This window comes from Labilithrix luteola (assembly GCF_001263205.1).
GTDB classification, from domain to species: domain Bacteria; phylum Myxococcota_A; class Polyangia; order Polyangiales; family Polyangiaceae; genus Labilithrix; species Labilithrix luteola.
The window spans coordinates 9,718,310-9,734,775 of sequence record NZ_CP012333.1; the positions used below are offsets into that span (position 1 = coordinate 9,718,310).

Annotated in this window: 10 protein-coding genes; 7 read left to right on the forward strand and 3 right to left on the reverse strand. The window is 67.7% G+C overall.

The features are described 5' to 3' along the window. Positions 1 to 203 precede the first annotated feature (203 nt). The 4 genes from larE (at position 204) to AKJ09_RS42095 (ending at position 6,081) form a co-directional block, all read left to right on the forward strand. Positions 204 to 1,079, forward strand: coding sequence for an ATP-dependent sacrificial sulfur transferase LarE (gene larE, locus AKJ09_RS42080; RefSeq protein ID WP_146653476.1), 876 nt, complete (start codon positions 204 to 206; stop codon positions 1,077 to 1,079). Between the two features lie 72 nt (positions 1,080 to 1,151). Beyond that, positions 1,152 to 3,284 carry a hypothetical protein gene (locus AKJ09_RS42085; protein WP_146653477.1) on the forward strand — a complete coding sequence of 711 codons (2,133 nt, stop codon included), beginning with the start codon at positions 1,152 to 1,154 and terminating at the stop codon, positions 3,282 to 3,284. Between the two features lie 37 nt (positions 3,285 to 3,321). Beyond that, positions 3,322 to 3,870, forward strand: a complete 549-nt coding sequence (locus AKJ09_RS42090) for a hypothetical protein (RefSeq protein ID WP_146653478.1) — start codon at positions 3,322 to 3,324, stop codon at positions 3,868 to 3,870. A 174-nt stretch (positions 3,871 to 4,044) separates the two neighbouring features. Then, positions 4,045 to 6,081, forward strand: coding sequence for a serine hydrolase (locus AKJ09_RS42095; protein WP_169928300.1), 2,037 nt, complete (start codon positions 4,045 to 4,047; stop codon positions 6,079 to 6,081). A gap of 72 nt (positions 6,082 to 6,153) precedes the next feature. Here the strand turns inward: AKJ09_RS42095 and AKJ09_RS42100 are convergent, their stop codons facing one another. Together AKJ09_RS42100 and AKJ09_RS42105 are read right to left on the reverse strand one after the other, a co-directional pair. Continuing rightward, complete coding sequence (locus AKJ09_RS42100; protein ID WP_146653480.1) at positions 6,154 to 7,206, reverse strand: M48 family metalloprotease; 1,053 nt, start codon at positions 7,204 to 7,206, stop codon at positions 6,154 to 6,156. Between the two features lie 21 nt (positions 7,207 to 7,227). Further along, entirely contained in the window at positions 7,228 to 9,027 is a 1,800-nt protein-coding gene (locus tag AKJ09_RS42105) for a serine/threonine-protein kinase (protein WP_146653481.1), read from the reverse strand. Positions 9,028 to 9,167: 140 nt separating this feature from the next. On the opposite strand from AKJ09_RS42105, the gene AKJ09_RS42110 reads away from it, so the two are divergent. Next, positions 9,168 to 10,520, forward strand: a complete 1,353-nt coding sequence (locus AKJ09_RS42110) for an NFACT RNA binding domain-containing protein (protein ID WP_169928301.1) — start codon at positions 9,168 to 9,170, stop codon at positions 10,518 to 10,520. A gap of 101 nt (positions 10,521 to 10,621) precedes the next feature. Beyond that, the gene (locus AKJ09_RS42115; RefSeq protein ID WP_146653483.1) at positions 10,622 to 12,394 is read left to right on the forward strand and encodes a hypothetical protein; all 1,773 of its coding nucleotides are present in this window, start codon (positions 10,622 to 10,624) and stop codon (positions 12,392 to 12,394) included. 18 nt (positions 12,395 to 12,412) lie between these two features. Here the strand turns inward: AKJ09_RS42115 and AKJ09_RS42120 are convergent, their stop codons facing one another. Beyond that, the gene (locus AKJ09_RS42120) at positions 12,413 to 13,582 is read right to left on the reverse strand and encodes a hypothetical protein (protein WP_146653484.1); all 1,170 of its coding nucleotides are present in this window, start codon (positions 13,580 to 13,582) and stop codon (positions 12,413 to 12,415) included. Positions 13,583 to 13,921: 339 nt separating this feature from the next. Here AKJ09_RS42120 and AKJ09_RS42125 point away from each other — a divergent pair, with 339 nt between their 5' ends. Then, on the forward strand, positions 13,922 to 16,450 hold the full coding sequence (locus tag AKJ09_RS42125; RefSeq protein ID WP_146653485.1) for a dynamin family protein: 2,529 nt from the start codon (positions 13,922 to 13,924) through the stop codon (positions 16,448 to 16,450). Positions 16,451 to 16,466: the final 16 nt, after the last annotated feature.

Genomic DNA, 16,466 nt, shown 5'->3' on the forward strand with positions numbered 1-16,466 from the left:
GTTCTTGCAGTTTTGACAGGACCGCAGCGGCCATACTGAACACAGTAACAGTAGCTGTTCAGGGCGCAAGCCCCAGGCGCCAAGAAAGCGTTCGTGCTTGCGTCTTGTCCCGCATTCGGTCGAGCACCCGCGCCAACCCCGCGGATGCACACGGATGAACATCGGCGTGCGACGCTCCTGGCCTCGCGCTAAATAGCCGCCTGATGCGACCCCCTCTCGAAGCTGGGCTGCCGGATGATCCGGCGCTCGCGCGCCTCGCCGACATCCTTCGCAGCATGGGGTCGGTGCTCGTCTGTTACTCGGGCGGCATCGACAGCGCGTTCGTGCTCGCGGTCGCGCACAAGGTGCTCGGCGACAAGTGCATCGGCATGACCGCCGTGAGCCCGAGCCTCGCGTCCTTCGAGCGTGACGAGGCGGTGGCCATCGCCAAGCAGATCGGCGCGCGCCACGAGCTCGTCGAGTCGAGCGAGATCGAGGACGAAAACTACGCAAAGAACAACGTCGACCGCTGCTTCCACTGCAAGAGCGAGCTCTATCGCATCAGCGCGAAGAAGCAGGCCGACTGGGCGATGAACGAGGTGGTCAACGGCACCAACCTCGATGACCTCGGTGACTATCGCCCGGGCCTCGAGGCGGCGAAGAACGCTGGCGCCCGAAGCCCGCTCGTCGAAGCCGAGTTCACCAAGGCCGACGTGCGGCGCCTCGCCCAGCTCCTCGGCCTGAGCATCTGGGACAAGCCCGCTGCAGCCTGTCTCTCGAGCCGCCTTCCTTATGGAACACGGGTGACCCGTGAACGGCTCACGCAGATCGGCGAGCTCGAACGACGGATCCACGAGCTGGGGATCCGGCAGGCCCGGGTTCGGTGGCACGCCATCGGCGGGGCGGAAGGCACGCGTGAAACGGCCATGGCACGCGTCGAGATCGGTCGCGACGAGATGGCCAAGGCCTTCGATCTCCGCGATGCCTTCGTGGAAGCCGGCAAAAGCGTTGGCTTTGCCTACGTGACCCTCGACCTCGCCGGCTACCGCACGGGCAGCCACAACGAGGTCCTCAAAGGACGCTCCCTGCGCGTGATCTGACGAGACGTCCGACAGGATTTCGCGCACCCACTGGTGAAGCTCGACCGGAGGTCTACCATCCGGTTAAGCACCATGCGCGCATCCTTTCTTCTGCTTGGCTCGATCACGTTCGCAGGTCTTGCCGCCCTTGCGGCATGTGGAGATGCGAGCGGCGAAAGCATGTTCGGCAACCCGAAGGGCTCGGGTGATGGCGGCGATGGCCTGTCGACCTGCGGTTTCGGGTGCGATTCGGGAACGCTCCAAGGCGATCCGCTCGCCATCGAGACGATGCGCATCGAGCCCGCGGACGGCGTGCTCACGGTCGACCCCGGCAAGTCGGCGTCGCAGACCTTCAAGGTCTTCGCGAAGCTCAAAGGGTTCACGAGCGAGCAAGACATCACCGCGCGCTCGGTGTTCTACGTGCCCGACAATTATCTCGTCGGCACCTTCCCCACCGACGGTAGCGCGACCTTCACCACGCGCTTGCCCGCCACCGCTACCGATCCTCCGCAGCGAGGAGGCAAGCTCACGGTCCAGGCGCAGGCCGCGAACGGCGACGGCTCGATCACCACGGTGACGACCTCGCTGACGGTGAAGCTCTCGCCCATCTCGATGGTGCAACCAGGGGCGAGCCCCACCATCGGCAACGACGCCGCGACCAAGTTCACCGGCACGCCGAACGCCGCGCGCAATCCGCGCATCGCGTATCCGAACGATGGCGTGATGATGCCGCCGAACCTGCGAAAACTCGACGTCCACTGGGACGCTGGCTCCGGAAACGACCTGTTCGAGCTCGCATTCGTTGGCTCGAACAGCACCGTGACCTACTACGCGCGGTGCTCCGGCGGCGCGGGCTATCAGGCCGGCAAATGTGGCTTCGAGCTCGATCAGAAGGCCTATGCGTTCATCGCCGCCACCAACAACGGCGGCTCGGTCACGCTGAAGATCCGCGGCACCGACAACGCCGGCGTGACCTACGGCGAGTCGACACCGATCACCATGAACTTCGCCGAGAGCAACGTGGAAGGCGGCCTCTACTATTGGGCCGTCATCACCAACGTCATCGGCAAGATCATGCGCGTCGACTTCGGCAATCCAAACGCGACCCCCGAAGACTTCATCGTGCCGCCCCAGAGCGGGCTCGACGGAAACGTGAGTTGCGTCGGATGCCACACGCTCTCGCGCGACGGCACGAAGCTCGTTGCCTCCGTCGGCGGCCGCTGGGACGGACGCCTCGTCTACCTGAATGACTTGAACAAGGCGAGCACCGACCCTGGCTGGGCCTCGCAGAATGGCGCGCCGACCGGAGCGCCGGCCCAGAACCGCGTGCAGTTCGCATCTTTCGACCCGACCGGCGCGCAGTTCGTCGCGGTCTACGGTGACATCGGGAACGTCGGCAAAGAGGCCTGGATCGGCGCGAACGAGCTCTTGCCGAAGCCGAGCGACATGCCGACCGACATGGATCCGAACACGCTCTTCTTCCACGACGGAACGACGGGCCTCCGGGCGTCGACAAAGAAGCTCGCGTTCAAGCCGGACCACCCCGACTGGTCGCCCGACGGCCAGATGATCGCCGTCACCCACGTGGGCAACGCCGCCACGGCGGCGCAGCGCCCGACGCGAAGTGGCATCGACGTCTTGCGCAAGCAAGGTGCCGATTGGACCCCGGAGACGCTCGTGGCGGGCCAGAACGGGAAGAATCGGGTGAACCCGAACTTCGTCCCCGACAGCTCGTTTTTGCTCTACACGGAGTCGACCTGCCCGGACAGCAACCCCGACGGCGACGATTGCGACGGCGACTCCGATCCCAGCGCGCGCACGTTCGCCATCAAGCCGGCGGCCGGAGGGAGCCCGGTGGCGCTCGCGAATGCGGGCACCGTGGGCGTCGCCGACGGAAGCGCGACCGAGACGGGTGACACCTTCCCGCGCTCGACGCCGTTCGTGACGAAGCAAAACGGCGGCACGTTGCTCTGGACGACGATCGCGTCGCGTCGCGCGCCTGGCTACAAAACCAAGGGTGGCGCGCAGCTTCTCTGGATGTTCGCCATCGATCCGGCGAAGGTCCTGGCCGGACAAGACGGCAGCTACACGGCCTTCTACCTCCCCTTCCAGGACTTCGGGACGTCGAACCACATCGGGCAGTGGACGGAGAAGATCGTCGGCGGAAACGCGCCTCCGCCTCCGCCACCCCCGGTTCCTCCTCCCCCTCCGCCGCCGCCGAAGTAGTCGTCTCGACGAACGGCACTGGTAGAGTCGGCGCTCGATGAGCGCGAAGACAGGCCGCGGGCTGTTCTTCCGGATCCGCGTCGGGATCCTGCTCACAATCCTGTTCTTCGTCGTGCTGTACGCGGTGCGCGACTTCCGCAGTCGCAACGCACGCAAGGATTGGAAGACGACGCTCGACGTGGCCGTGGTCCTCCTTCGCGCAGGCCCCGTCGACGACGACGCCGTACGGCGCCCCGCGAGCGAGGAGCGCTCGTTCATCGAAGGCAGGAGCGAGGAGAGCGGGCGAATCGGCGTCGTCACTGCCGAGCTCGACACCTCGATGGCCGACCTGCTCCTGGTCGTCACCGCGCACGAGCTGATGCACACGCTCGGCGCGAGCGATCGTTACGACTCCACCAGGCGCACGCTCATCCCCGCCGGCCTCGCCGAGCCCGATCGCATGCCGCTGTATCCGCAGCGTTTCGCGGAGATCATGGCCCGCAATCGTGTGATCGCTCCCGGACGAGAGACCGTGCCCGAGTCGATCGACCAGCTGGTCGTGGGCGCCCAGACCGCCGCAGAGATCGGCTGGACGCCGGCGCCGTAGTCGTTCGGCGCGGCGCCTGTGCGGCTCGATGACTTCGTTCCTAGGCACCGGCATTGCGTGGTCGTAAGGTGGGGAACCTCGAACGGCTGCGGTGGTCCATCGCCGTTCGCCCGCGATGGGAGTACGATGGCGCGCATGCGGCTCGTCGAGGAGCGTTCTCGCTCGCATGGCTCGATGAACCGAGCACGGCTCGGTCTGTGGAGGCCGCTGTGGAGCCCGTGTTGGGGCCCGCTGGCTTTGCTGCTTGCCGGCTGCGCCGGCCAGGCCGCGCTGCCGCCGTCGACGCCGGAACCGAGGCCCGAGGCGGCTGCCCCTCGCGAGGCGCCGTTCGAACAGGTTCACGAGCCCACGACCTACACGCTCCCGGGCGGATCGAGCTTCGCAGCGCCGCGCGACTATTGGGTGCGCTCGTCCGCCTTCGCCGAGCTCGAAGATCCGGGCCACAGACTCCGCGTGACGTTGATCGAGGTCGAGGCGGGATCCGCGAAGGCGGCACTCGAGCAGGGCTGGGCGCGGCTCGGTCGTCATGCCCCCGCCCGCATCGGAAATGAAGACGTCGACCGCGACGCGGCCGGGTGGGACGAGATCGAACACCGCTTCTATCGAACACCACCGTCCGAAGAGCGCGTGACGATGGCAAGTGCACGGCGCAAAGGCACCCATGCGCTCGTCGCGATCGTCGAGGCCAGCAACGAAGCGGCCCTGGCGCGGCAGGACGAAATCTCATCGATCGTCGCCAGCCTGCGCATACCGGGATTCGAGGCCGAGGACGTCCACGATCGCAAGCCCGTCTGGGACGGCGATCGCGCCCGAGCCCTCGCCGAGTTCGTCGAGTCGACGCGTGGGAGCCTCGGCGTCCCTGGAGCGTCCATCGCCGTCATTCGAGACGGAGCCATCGTCTTCGAGAAAGGCTTCGGTCGACGAGCCATCGCAGCTCGAGAAGTAATCACCGCAGAGACGAAGTTCCGTCTCGGGACGATGAGCGAATCGCTGGCGGCGAAGATCCTGGCGCGTGTCACGACTGCGGCGGCAGGACTCCCTGGGTCGACGCAAATGCTCGCAACGCTGCCGGCACTCGATCTGTCCGCGCTCGGCAGCATCGTCGATCCCACGCCAACACTGCGTGCCGAGGCCCCTCACCTGACGCTGGACTTTTCGGGACCGATGACGGCGTCGATCGCCGCGACGATGCTACCCGGCGTCGCGACGACGGCGACGGCGTTCGGCCCGCTCGTCGCCTCGGGCGGCACGGGAACCGCGCTCGGCGGCTATGCGCCGACAATGTCGCTCTCGCAGCTCACGATGCCGCCCGCGCCAACCTCTTCGTCCACGATCTCGCCGGCTCGAATTGCGTCGTCGATGACGTCGCCGACCGTCATCGCATCGGTGTCGGCGGCTGCAAAGACGACGGGCGTCGCGCAAGCGCTCTCGCTGGCCGGTTCCCCCGGAATGGAAAGCGAGATCATTTCCGAGCTCTCGAAGAAAGCCAAGCGAGCGCTCGGAGGGACGATGGATACGTCGGCGCACGAGCTGGCGCGTTTCGCGCTCGTCGAGCTCGCGTACGGTCGGCGACTGACGGCGGCCACACCACTCGCGACCGAGCTTCGCTTCGAGCCTCGCCGTCCGCATGTCTCGCTGGGCTCGAAATCTCGCTATGGCGTGAGGCTCGCGGTCGGCGATACCTCGGGCGTTCGCACCGTTTCGCATGCCGGAGGCTCGCTCGGAGCGCTCGTGCGCGTGGTCGTCGTACCCGACGAGAAGCTCGGTCTGGTCATGATGACCAACGCGAATACCGAGGAGGCCGCGGCTCTCACCGATGCGACGTTCCAGCGGTTCGTCGAACTGACCTTCGGAACGAAGGAGCTCGCGACCTCGCTGGTAACGAAGGCGCTCGAAGGAAAGCATCGTTTGGTTTCGCCGACCATCGGCAACGTCCCGAGCGATCTCGCCCAGCGCCTCGTCGGCACCTGGGAGAGCCCGGATCTAGGCACGCTCGTGATCTCGGCGGACAAGAAGAGGCGCGGCGTTCTCGTCGCCGACGCAGGCGAGTGGGTCTCGCCACTCGGATACCTGCAAGAGGACGGCGTGTCCTTCGTGGTACCGCTCGCGCCCGAGACGGGCCACGAACGACTCCGCGTACAGGGCGACAAGCTCCTCATAACGACCGGCGACGAGACCTTCTCGCTCGAAAAAGCGCGGCGGAAGCCGTAAGCCGCCCAGAGGCTTTCGCGTCCAGTTTGGGCGCGACCGCTCGAGGCGGCGCTGCTTCTTCGGCTCGCGTGATCAGCCGGGGTGCTGCAGGTGCCAGGTGCGGGCGACCGTCTGCACGAGCGGGACGCGCGCGAGCGGATTGGGGTGCGTGCGAAGGAACTGCACGGGGCTCAGCAAGCTGAGCGGGCCGCCTCCACCGCCGAGTCGCTCGATGTCCGCAAAGTACGTGAGGAGGTAGACACCGCCGCCCTCGCTCCACGAGTACTGCGGGCGCCGGGCACGACCTGCATCGAGGGCGTTCATCGCGCCCTCGGTATCCGCCGCGCTCTCGGCGAACTGGTTGAAGACGGGGATGTTCGTGAGCAGACGACCAAGGCGCGCCGGATCGGGACCGGCGCTCGGGGACTGCCCCTTCGCGCAGCCGGTGTGACCGAGATAGTGGTGCGCAAGCTCGTGGCCGAACGTGAACGCGAGGATCTCGTCGAAGAGCTCGTGCGCACGCGACCATCGCCGCAGATCGGGGCCGAGGTTCGTGGGAATGATGCCCGCTGGTAGACCGGCGCGCGCCGATGGATTCCGCGACATCTCCGGCAGCACGGCGCTCGTATATGCCTCGTAGGTACGCGTGCCGAAGAGCTCGTCGGTCGCCTTGGTTTGCGCGATGGCGTCGACGGCGTCGAAGATGCCGGCCGTGGCCGCGAGGAACGGCGCGCCCTGTTCGTCGCAGCCGGCATACGCGTTCACTTCCGGCGTGGGATCGAAGACGAGGGGGATGCCTCGGACGAGCGCTTGCTTCTGCGCCGGCAGCGCGTTGATCAACTCGGAGAGGACGCCGCGGAGCTCCTGCTGCATGGCAGGCGTGCCGATGAGCGGCGCGAGAAGCGGACGTGCCGCGGGCGGCTGAGGCTGCTGCGGCTGTTGGGGCTGCTGGGCAGGCGGCGGGTACATCGGACCCGCGGGACCATTGGGGTACGGCTGCTGCGGATAACCCGGCGGCCCGTAGTACGGCGGGGGCTGCTGCGGCGTGGTCTGTGCCGTCTTCGAGCTCGAACCAACACACGCGCCGAGGAGCAGCGCGCCACAAAGACCAGCAAGACTACCCACCAAGCCAAGGAGCTTCGTCACGCTCCTCTTCTTAGCAGATCGTCAGGTCGAGGAAGCCTCGGACGCCGGCGGGATGATGCTTCCGCTCAGGGCCCGGATGGCTTGCTGGAACGACCGCGTGTCTTGGAAGCGCTCCTCCGGCCGTTTGGCGAGCGCGCGTTCGACGATGGCGCGCCACGCCGGCGGTACATCGAGGGGCTCGGCAAGCGCGACCGGTGCGGCGCTGGGCAACTTTCGCGACGCCGGCTGGACGCCGGAATCGAGACGGTACGTCAGGTCGATGCGGTCGGACATGAATCCGACGTCCTCGTGGACGCGAAGACCGAGGCTCGATCGCGGACGCGATCCGGCCTTCCACATGTCCTCGGTCGAAGGCGGCGGCGGCTCGCCCACCAGGCACTCGTAGAGGAGTGCGCCGATGGCGAAGATGTCGCTTCGTGCATCGACGTCGGCACCGCTCTCCTGCTCGGGCGACATGTACCCGGGCGTACCGAGCGGCGCGCCGATGTTGGTGATGCGCATCTCTTCCCACTCGACGCGCGCGATGCCGAAGTCGAGCACCTTCAAGCGCTCGCCGCCCGTCTCGGGATCGCGCGTGAGGTACACGTTGGCGGGCTTGAGATCGCGATGCACGACGCCCGCCGCATGCACGGCGACGAACGCCTCGGCAAGCTGGAGAGCGATGGGATAGACCTCGTCCGAGCTGAGGCGACCTCGGTATTTCAGGCGATTCGCGAGCACCTCGCCGCGGAGGAGCTCCATGACGAGGTACGCCGTACCGTCGGGCAGGTGCCCATGGTCGATCACCTCGACGACGTTCGGGTGCCATGCCAGACCGAGCGCTTCGGCTTCGCGGCGCAAGCGGTCGGAGGCGACGGCATCGTGGGCCGTGGCGGCACGCAACAACTTGATCGCGACGGGCAGGCCGTCGGTGATGCGCGTTGCTTCGTAGATGACGCCGCTCGCACCCGAACCCATGCGAGCCCCGATGCGGTACTGGCCGGCGACCACGAGACCGTCGAGATCACCCGCGGGAGCGCGGTCTTCGGTTTCACGCAGCGCGAGGCTTCGTTCGAGGGCCGAGACGCGCACGGCCTGCGCGGCATCGGCGATGCGCCGCTCGCGATCGCGCGACCACACGAGCCCCGCACCGCCGAAGATCAGCGGTGCGCCGAGCGCGGCGAAGAGGCCAAACGACGAGGGAGCCGCCGCGAGGGCACCTCCTCCCAGGACGACGCCCGCGGCAGCTCCGATCGCCACCCCGCGCCCCGTGTTGGGCAAAGCCCAGCGAACGTCGAATTCCTGCGTGACGTCTTCCGACGAGCGCATCGTCACGACGCCTCTCGCATAGCCGAAGAGCATCGGCACGACCGAGAGCTCCACCGCTCGTGCGCGCGCCAAGACACCATCTTTCTCGAGCGTGGGGTCATGCGCGATGCGCACGCGTCCGTGCCAGTGGCCAGGCCCCGCGTCGATGGTATCCCAAAGCGTGGTCCTGCCGTGCTCGCTGTCGGAGGCGTCCATCCGCGCGAAGGCCTCTTCGGGCGCGCGCGTACCCCGAAGGATGCGCGCCCAGCAACCGAGGTTGTCCTGCGCGATCAGGTACGGCGCCATCGCATCGAGCGAGTCCGGCAGCTCGGAGAGAAAAGCGGCGATGGCAGAACGAAGTGCGCCGAGCGGCAGGAGCCGCGTCTCGTCTTCGAGGTCCGCGCGGGCCAGACGAAGCTTTGCAAGCCAGGCATCGGCGGCCTTCGTGCCCTTCTTGGCATCGAGACAAAGGAGCATCGCCTTGATCTTCGAGGCGCTCGATTGCCCGGCAGGGAACGATTGGCGAAGCTTCACGGCGGCTTTCCTGAATGGAAAGGTACGACGAGCCCGCGGGCACGTCACCCTGGAGTCGCTCTCTGGATGGCACTTTTTCCTCGTTTTTGTCGCCCCGAGGGGGTCGGACCGCCCCAAGTGAGCTAGGTTCCCGGGGGGTCATGACTCCGAACGCCCCCCTCGAGGGCCCTCCGAGCGCCTTCGTCCAAGAGGCCGATTGTGCCGAGCAGGTCGTCGTTCTGAAGGTTCGCGTGCCCGGGCGAACCTCGTTCGTCGTGGTCGGCGCGACGCGAAGCATGGCGGCGGCAGGCCTTCTGTCCTCCGACGTTCGGAAGGCGACGTGGGGCGGAAAATTACCAGCTGGCTTCGCACGTCAGCGCGCCCGCGAGGACGCCCTCGAAGGGACCCGCGTGCTGGCCATCGGCCCCTCGGAGGTGTTCATCGACCAGCAGGGCGCCTCGCGCGTGCTTCGCGTCGAAGGCCGGCGCGTCATCGTGACCGACGCCCCCTTGCCACCTTCCCTGCCCGCTTTCGTCGACCTCGACGAGCAGGCGCGCGAAGCTCTCGAGGCCCGCGGACGGGAGCTCGCGGAAGCCCTTGCCGGCACCGCCATCGAGGAGCGTCGCATCGAGCTCCAGCGAACGCTCGACAAGGCGAAGATCCGCATCGAGCGACGACGTGAAGCGATTCGCACCGACCTCGCCAAGATCGCCGAGGCCGACAAGATGGCATCTCAGGCGAGCTGGCTCATCGCGGAAGCGAAGCGAGCACCACGTGGCGCCAAGAAACTCGTCGTCACCGATTGGTCGACCGGCGAGCCCATTCCGCTCGAGGTGCCGCTCGATCCCTCGAAGAGCGCGAGCGAGCAGGTCGAGGCCATCTTCAAACGGGCCAAGCGACTTCGACTCGGAGGACGCGTCGCGAGCGACCGCCTCACGCAGACCGAGACGCAGCTTGCGGCGGTGCTCGACGTGCGTGAGCGACTCGGAGGGGCATCGACCTTGCCCGAGCTCGAAGCGCTGGCGCTCGAAGCCAAGCGGAGCGCGCCGCGCGACGTCACGCTTCCTCAGGCTGGCATCACCACGGGCGCGGCGGGCGCCAAGGCCAAGCTTCCGACGGGCCGTTCGCCGTATCGAACGTTCGTCGCGCGGAGCGGCAAGAAGCTCCTGGTCGGCAAGGGCGCGGCGGACAACGACGCTCTCACGCTGAAGATTGCGCGCCCGCACGATCTCTGGCTGCACGCCAAAGACCGCACCGGCGCGCACGTCATCGTCTCGCTCGAGAAGGGCCAGACCTGTCCTGCGGAAGACCTCGTCGACGCCGCGCTCCTCGCAGCGCACTTCTCGGACGCGCGCGACGAGAGAGCCGTCGATGTCCAATACACGTCCCGACGCTACCTCCGGAAGCCGAAGGGCTCGCCGCCGGGCTTCGTGATCGTCGACCGGGAGAAGGTCCTCGCGCTTCGCGTCGATACCGACGCTGTGCGGCTCTTGCTCGAGCGCGAAGACTTCTGAGTGGACGGTCGAAGGGCGGTTTCGCTCCGCATTCACCCATCGAACGACACCTTCGGGCCGGTCCATGCGACATTCCATGGATCGAAGGCTCGTAGGGGAACATGGATCGGATCCTTCATGCGCTCGCGACCGAGCGCTTCTTCACGGTAGAGACGGCAGCCTGCGTGGAAGAGTGGCTGCTCAGGCCCCTTCGTCGCGCGCGAGCACAGCGCGCCATCGCCGAAGCCGGTCTCGCGACGAAGCTCACCGAGTTGAAAGACGTCGCCCGCGTCGCACGTCTGCGAGCGCACGGGATCGTGCTCGGCTTGGGGCTCGATGACGCGGAGGTCGTGGCGCGCGCTCATGCCGAGCTGCCCGTGCCTGCCGAGCAGAAGCTTCCGATGCAGACGTTCGGGCTCGTGGCGGTGATCCTCGCGACGATGGGCTGCGCGATCGGCGTGCGAATCGCCACGAAGCCGTTCGATGCGGCCGGCAGCGGGCTCGGCAAAGCGTTCGCGCAGAACTTCGGAACCCACGTGGCGAGCGTCGCCAACGGCTCGAGGCCCAACGCCGAGACCGCGGTGAAGCACGTGTTTCCGGCGAGAACCCTCACCCCACCCGCCGACCGAGCGATGACCGAGCTCTTCGCCGCCCAGGTCGCGGCCGCCGGCGATCCGGGGCGGATGCCCGTGGTCTTCGAGAAGACGCGCAACGTCAACGCGGCCTTCGCGACGCTCGGACAGCCTTGGTATCTCGACGCGCGCTACTACCACGAGGCGCCGCTCCTCTACGCGTTCTACCGCGAGCGCGAAGACGAGGGCACTGCGGAGAAATACGCGCCCGAGCGCATCGTCTACCTCTGGCGTCTCGATCGCCTCAACATCTCGAAGGCAGCGCTCGGCTACACGCATCGCGACGCGGACGCCGCGCTCGTCTTGTACGACCAGATCGAGGAGCTTCTCATCCGCGACGTGCTCCCCGCCCTCGCCGAAGGCGAGAAGCTCGATTTCATCGACACTGCGAGTCGTGATCCGAAGAAGGCTTGGCAAGAAGACGTCGAGATGCGCGCGGCGCGCATGGTGCGCGAGAGCTTCGCCACGGCCGCGAATCATGACGACCTCGTCGAGCTCGGAACGTTGCTGGCGAAACGTCGCGCGCTCGTGAAGAGGTGGCAGGCCGATCTCTCGTCGCAGGGGCGCATCCTGCGCGAACCCAACCGCCTCGTACCGGAGGCCGATTACGTGGCCGATCTCTGGCATCTCGTGCCTTCGAGCACGCGGCACGAATGGGAAGACGTCCACGAGCGCCTGCTCTCGACGCGCATGACGACGACCTTCGAAGCACTCCGCGATCGCTTCGCCGCCGACATCGCGCGCCACGAGCTGCAGCATCGCTTCGACGGTCAGCGCACGAAGGAATGCGACGGGGAAACTCCGTGCGCGAAGATGCTCATCCCGGCGGCGGTGAAGAACCGCGTGGGGCCGAAGGACGAGGCCCCCGTGCTCCTCGGCTCGTTGCCGGCTCGCGTTCGCAACGAGACGAGCGCATACCTCGCGCAGATGGCCTCCCCGTCGAGCATGCCGAAGATGGCGATCCTGAGCCTCCTGCGGACCGTCCTCGATCGTGAGGCCTGGGGCGACGTCTACTGCAACACCACGATCGTCCTGCTCGACGTGCTCGCGAGCGAGTTCGGCCTCGTCGACGAAGCCATGCCGCTCGTGGCGGGCGGCGCGGTGCAGCGCGCTTCAGTCGCCTCGCTCGTGGCAGTTCTCTTCGCCAAGCCCGACGACGAGCTGCGTGCAGGGGCCGGAAAAAAGTGGCGGGAGCTCTATGGTGAAGAGCTCCCGCTGGCGGTGATCACGCCCGGTCACCAGGCGAAGCGCTGGCGACACTGAGGTCGGTGCACGTCCCTGTCAGAGGAGAGGAACGGGCGCGGCGCGGTAGCCGGTGACGGCGTTCCTGAACTGGCCGCCGTCGGTCGTAGCGTCGGTCTGGTTGCGAGCGCCGGTGCCGAAGACGGCGCCGATGCCGCCGGCCTGGGCGAAGCGGGCCGGATGCGAGAAGAGGTACTGCACGCGGTTGTCGCGATAGTGAGCGGAGCTGCCGGCCGACTCGCTGGGCACGCCGAGCGGCATCTGCCACCAGACGAGCGGTTTGCCCGTAACCGTGCGAATGGTGTTCGCCCAGGCGAGGTGCTCGTCGAAGTCGGCATCGGTCCAGTAGAAGTTGCCGCTGCGGTGGCAGTTGGGATCGCTGCCGACCTCGAAGCAACCCGCATCCCGGTCGAGCGTCTCGACGACGACGATGTCTGCGTCGGCCCCGAGCTTCGCGAGGTATCCGGCCACGCGCGCGGGATCAGTCTTGCCGGTGGTGGTGGCTCCGAAGGTCGATGCCGAGAGGCCGACCACGGCCTTGGGCGCGAGCGTTCGCGACAGGCGAATCGCGCACGAGGCCATGCCGGCGACGTTCTCGGGCAGGTCCTGGCATTCGGGGACGACCGAGCCGACCTTCATCGGGACCGCCGCCGGATCGTCACCGCCCTTTTGCTGCGCGTAGCCCCAGAGATCGGGCTCGAGGTGCACGATCGCCGGCGCGTCGAACTCACCGAGCCGCTGGAACATGACGCGTACGCCATGCCAATACCTAGTCATGAAGTCGGTCGTGTTGAACGCGCCGAGGTTGCCCTCACCGTAGGCGGCGGCCTGGTAGAGCGTGAACATCGGAACCATGCCGTGATCGCGGGCGGCGTTCGCCTGCACCGTCACGTAGTTTCCTTCCGGCGCGTTCCAGCTCGGCCAGTCGAGCCCCGAGAGGTACATGTAGTGGACGTCGAGCTTCGGCCCGAGCGTGTACGCGTGGTTCGCGTTGGGGTCGTTGCCGGCCGCGTCGTTGCCGAGGCCGACGAAGAAGCTGCCGTCGAGCCCGAGCTTGGCGCTCACGGCGCGCTCGGCCGAAGCGGCTTGTGCCGACTGCGCGAACGCCAGACCAGGCGACAAAGACCCACACGCAATCGTCGCAACCGCGAGGACGGCGAGACGCGAGACGCGGGGAACATTCGAAGTCTTGATTCGGTGATTGGCCATGAGCGGTGCGAACCTTCGTGCACGGCTCGCGATTACCCAAGCTCGGCAAGCGAAATAGGGGGGAGATTTGCCTCACGCGCGGCACACGCACGCACCGAAAATCAAGGCACTTCACACATAGTGAGACACGACGCCATGCTCGAACGGATGCGCTGGCCCCAACGGTCGAGCACCGAAAGCGCGAGCCTATCGAGCACGTCACTGATTTCGAATCAAAGAAGATCGTTCGATATCCCACTGGCCAATCGCGATCGACGCCCCCTGCCGCGGCTCGGGCGTGACGGGGATGCTTCCGTTTTTCCGGCCGGCGCCCGAGCGGCCGAGTAACCTGGCGGGCCCATGCGTCTCGCGGAGGCCATTGCAGCTTGGTTCGGACGTGTCGAGGTCGTTCTCGCCGGCGTCGAAGGGTATTTGCGTGACGGAGAGGAGGCGCTGGCCCGCGGGGATGCGATGCGCGCGCGTCAAGCGGCCAAGGCCATCCTGGCCCGCGTTCCTCAGTCGCCGATCGGGCTCGCGCTGCTCGCCGACGCGTGCGAGGCGGCCCACCTCGATGCCGAGCTCGCCCTGACGCTCGAGGAGCTCGCCGGCCGCGTGGCTTCGCGCGGTGAGGTCTGGGTGCGTCTCGGACGTGCGCGCGAGCGGGTCAAAAGCCCGGTCGACGAGACGCGCGACGCGTTCCTGCGTGCCTTGGCCGTGGCCGAGTCCGGAAGCGAGGCGCGGCGCGAGGCGCTGCTTTGGCTCGCCGATCTCGATCTGTCGCACGGCGACGGTGCACGGGCCGATCTCTGGCTCGAGCGCATCGTCGATCGCAAGCAAGGCGACGTGGCGATTCGTCGTGCCGAGTCGCGGCTGCTCCAGCATGACGTCGATGGCGCGAGGGCGGCGCTCGAAGGGATCGAGCTCGACCCGGCGGATGGTCGGGCGGCGCTCGTGCGAGGGCGAACGCTCGCGACCGCCGGCGATCCGGCGGCATTTCCGTTTCTGGTCCGGGCCGTGGTGCTCGATGCCGTCGGTTCGAGCGAGGCCCTCGCGTCGGCGCTCGCCCGCTTGCCGACCGACGAGGCCATCCGCTCGCGTGTGCGTACGGTCGTCGACGGGCGCGGAGAATCGTCGCTCGCGCGATGGCAGGCTGCGTTCGCACGTGCGGAAGGACGGCAAGACGAGGCCCGGGCCGCGCTGGTCACGGCCGTTCGCTCCGGCGATCGCTCGGCGGCGCGTCCGCTGCTCGACACGGCCCTCGAGGACCACGACTACGGTGCGCTCACCGTTGCGCTCTCCGCGATCGGTGAAAGCGACGCGGTGGTCGATGATGCTCGCAAGCTCCCCTCGCCCGCTCGACTCCGCGATGCGGGCGAAGCTGCGACTATTCTCGACGAGCTCGCCAAGGTGTCCTCGGGGCGCGTTCGTCCGTGGGCCGACGCCGCGCGCGCCGCGGCGCTGTCGGCGTGGATTCCGCCCTCCGGCGAGCCGAGCGACTGGACGCAGGTGCTGACGCGGCTCGATCGGCATGCTCGCTCGCTCCACGCGATCTCGGCGCTCGCGAAGATCGCCGATCTGGCCGTCGAGCGGTCGCGTCCGGTCCGTGTGGCCATCGTCGGCGAGTTCAACGCGGGCAAGAGCACCTTCATCAACGCGGTCATGGGGGCCGACGTCGCGCCCACGGGCGTCTTGCCCACGACGGCAACGCTTCATCATCTTCGCTACGCGCCCGATCCCTTCGCGCGCATCCAGTTCTACGACGCTGACGGTACGACCGGAACGCGCGAGCGGATCGTTCCTTCGGCGGAGCTTCGTGCGGCGCTCAAGGCCGTCGACACGACCACCGTGAAGCGCGTCGAGATCCTGATGCCCATCGCGTCGCTCACGCGCGTCGAGATCCTCGATACGCCGGGCTTCAATGCGCCCGATCAGCGGCACACCGAAGCGGCGCGTTCGGCGTTCGAGGAAGCCGATGCAGCCATCTGGCTGCTCGACGCGGGCCAGCCGCTCAAGCAGAGCGAGCGGCTCATCCTCGAGGAGGCGAAGGCGGCGAAGCTCCCCGTACAGATCCTCGTGAACAAGGCGGACCGGCTCAAGCCCGAGGAGCTCGAGCACGTGATGAAGACGGTGACCGAGTCGCTCGCCGAAGCAGGCATTCGGTCGTGGTCGCAGCCCATTGCCCTTAGCGCGCGCCTCGCTCTGCAAGGAAAGCTCGGCGACGAAGCGGCGTTCGCGAAGAGCGGCTGGGACGCGGTGCAAACGCTGCTCGACGAGCAGATCGTCGGCCGGAGCGACGAGCTCCGGGAGCGCGGTTTGCGGCGGCGCGCTGCGCGCGTGAACGTGGAGCTCACCGAGCGCGCCCGCGAGGAGGCCGAGAGCGAGCGGGCGTCGATCGAGTCGAAGAAGGCCCTCGCGCATCGACTCGCGCAGCGCGCGGGCAAGCTCGAACGCGAAGCGGACGAAACCACACAGATCGTCGCCGGAGCACTGGGCGGCCCAGCGTCGGAATGGAAGCGCGATCTCGACGTCATCGTCACGGGCCGCGATCGCGCGCAGGCGGATGCCGATCCGGTGCTCGTTCGCTACCGGGTCGACCGTGCGGTCACTCATCTGACCATGCCGCTCGCACGCGTCCTCGCGAGCATCGCGCGCGGCGACGAAGCGCCTGTCGAAGGGGCCACCGAAGCGGAGCTCGCGCCGCTCACGCGCTCGCTCGTACGCACGTTCGCCGCGGCGGGGGGGCGCGCCGATGCGCTGCAGCCCCTCACGCGAAGTGCCGTCGCATCGCTCGCCGAGAGGCTCCTCGACCTCGCGGTCTCACCGCCCGAACGGGGTCGTGCAGAGGGTCGCGTTGCGGAGCTCGAAGCCATGACGAACGCCCTTGGCTGAAGCGCATCCGCATGGA

Bases quoted from the DNA above. Each gene is read 5' to 3' on its own strand.
- larE (WP_146653476.1), top strand. From the start codon at position 204: ATGCGACCCCCTCTCGAAGCTGGGCTGCCGGATGATCCGGCGCTCGCG.
- AKJ09_RS42085 (WP_146653477.1), top strand. From the start codon at position 1,152: ATGCGCGCATCCTTTCTTCTGCTTGGCTCGATCACGTTCGCAGGTCTT.
- AKJ09_RS42090 (WP_146653478.1), top strand. From the start codon at position 3,322: ATGAGCGCGAAGACAGGCCGCGGGCTGTTCTTCCGGATCCGCGTCGGG.
- AKJ09_RS42095 (WP_169928300.1), top strand. From the start codon at position 4,045: ATGAACCGAGCACGGCTCGGTCTGTGGAGGCCGCTGTGGAGCCCGTGT.
- AKJ09_RS42110 (WP_169928301.1), top strand. From the start codon at position 9,168: ATGACTCCGAACGCCCCCCTCGAGGGCCCTCCGAGCGCCTTCGTCCAA.
- AKJ09_RS42115 (WP_146653483.1), top strand. From the start codon at position 10,622: ATGGATCGGATCCTTCATGCGCTCGCGACCGAGCGCTTCTTCACGGTA.
- AKJ09_RS42120 (WP_146653484.1), bottom strand. From the start codon at position 13,582: ATGGCCAATCACCGAATCAAGACTTCGAATGTTCCCCGCGTCTCGCGT.
- AKJ09_RS42125 (WP_146653485.1), top strand. From the start codon at position 13,922: ATGCGTCTCGCGGAGGCCATTGCAGCTTGGTTCGGACGTGTCGAGGTC.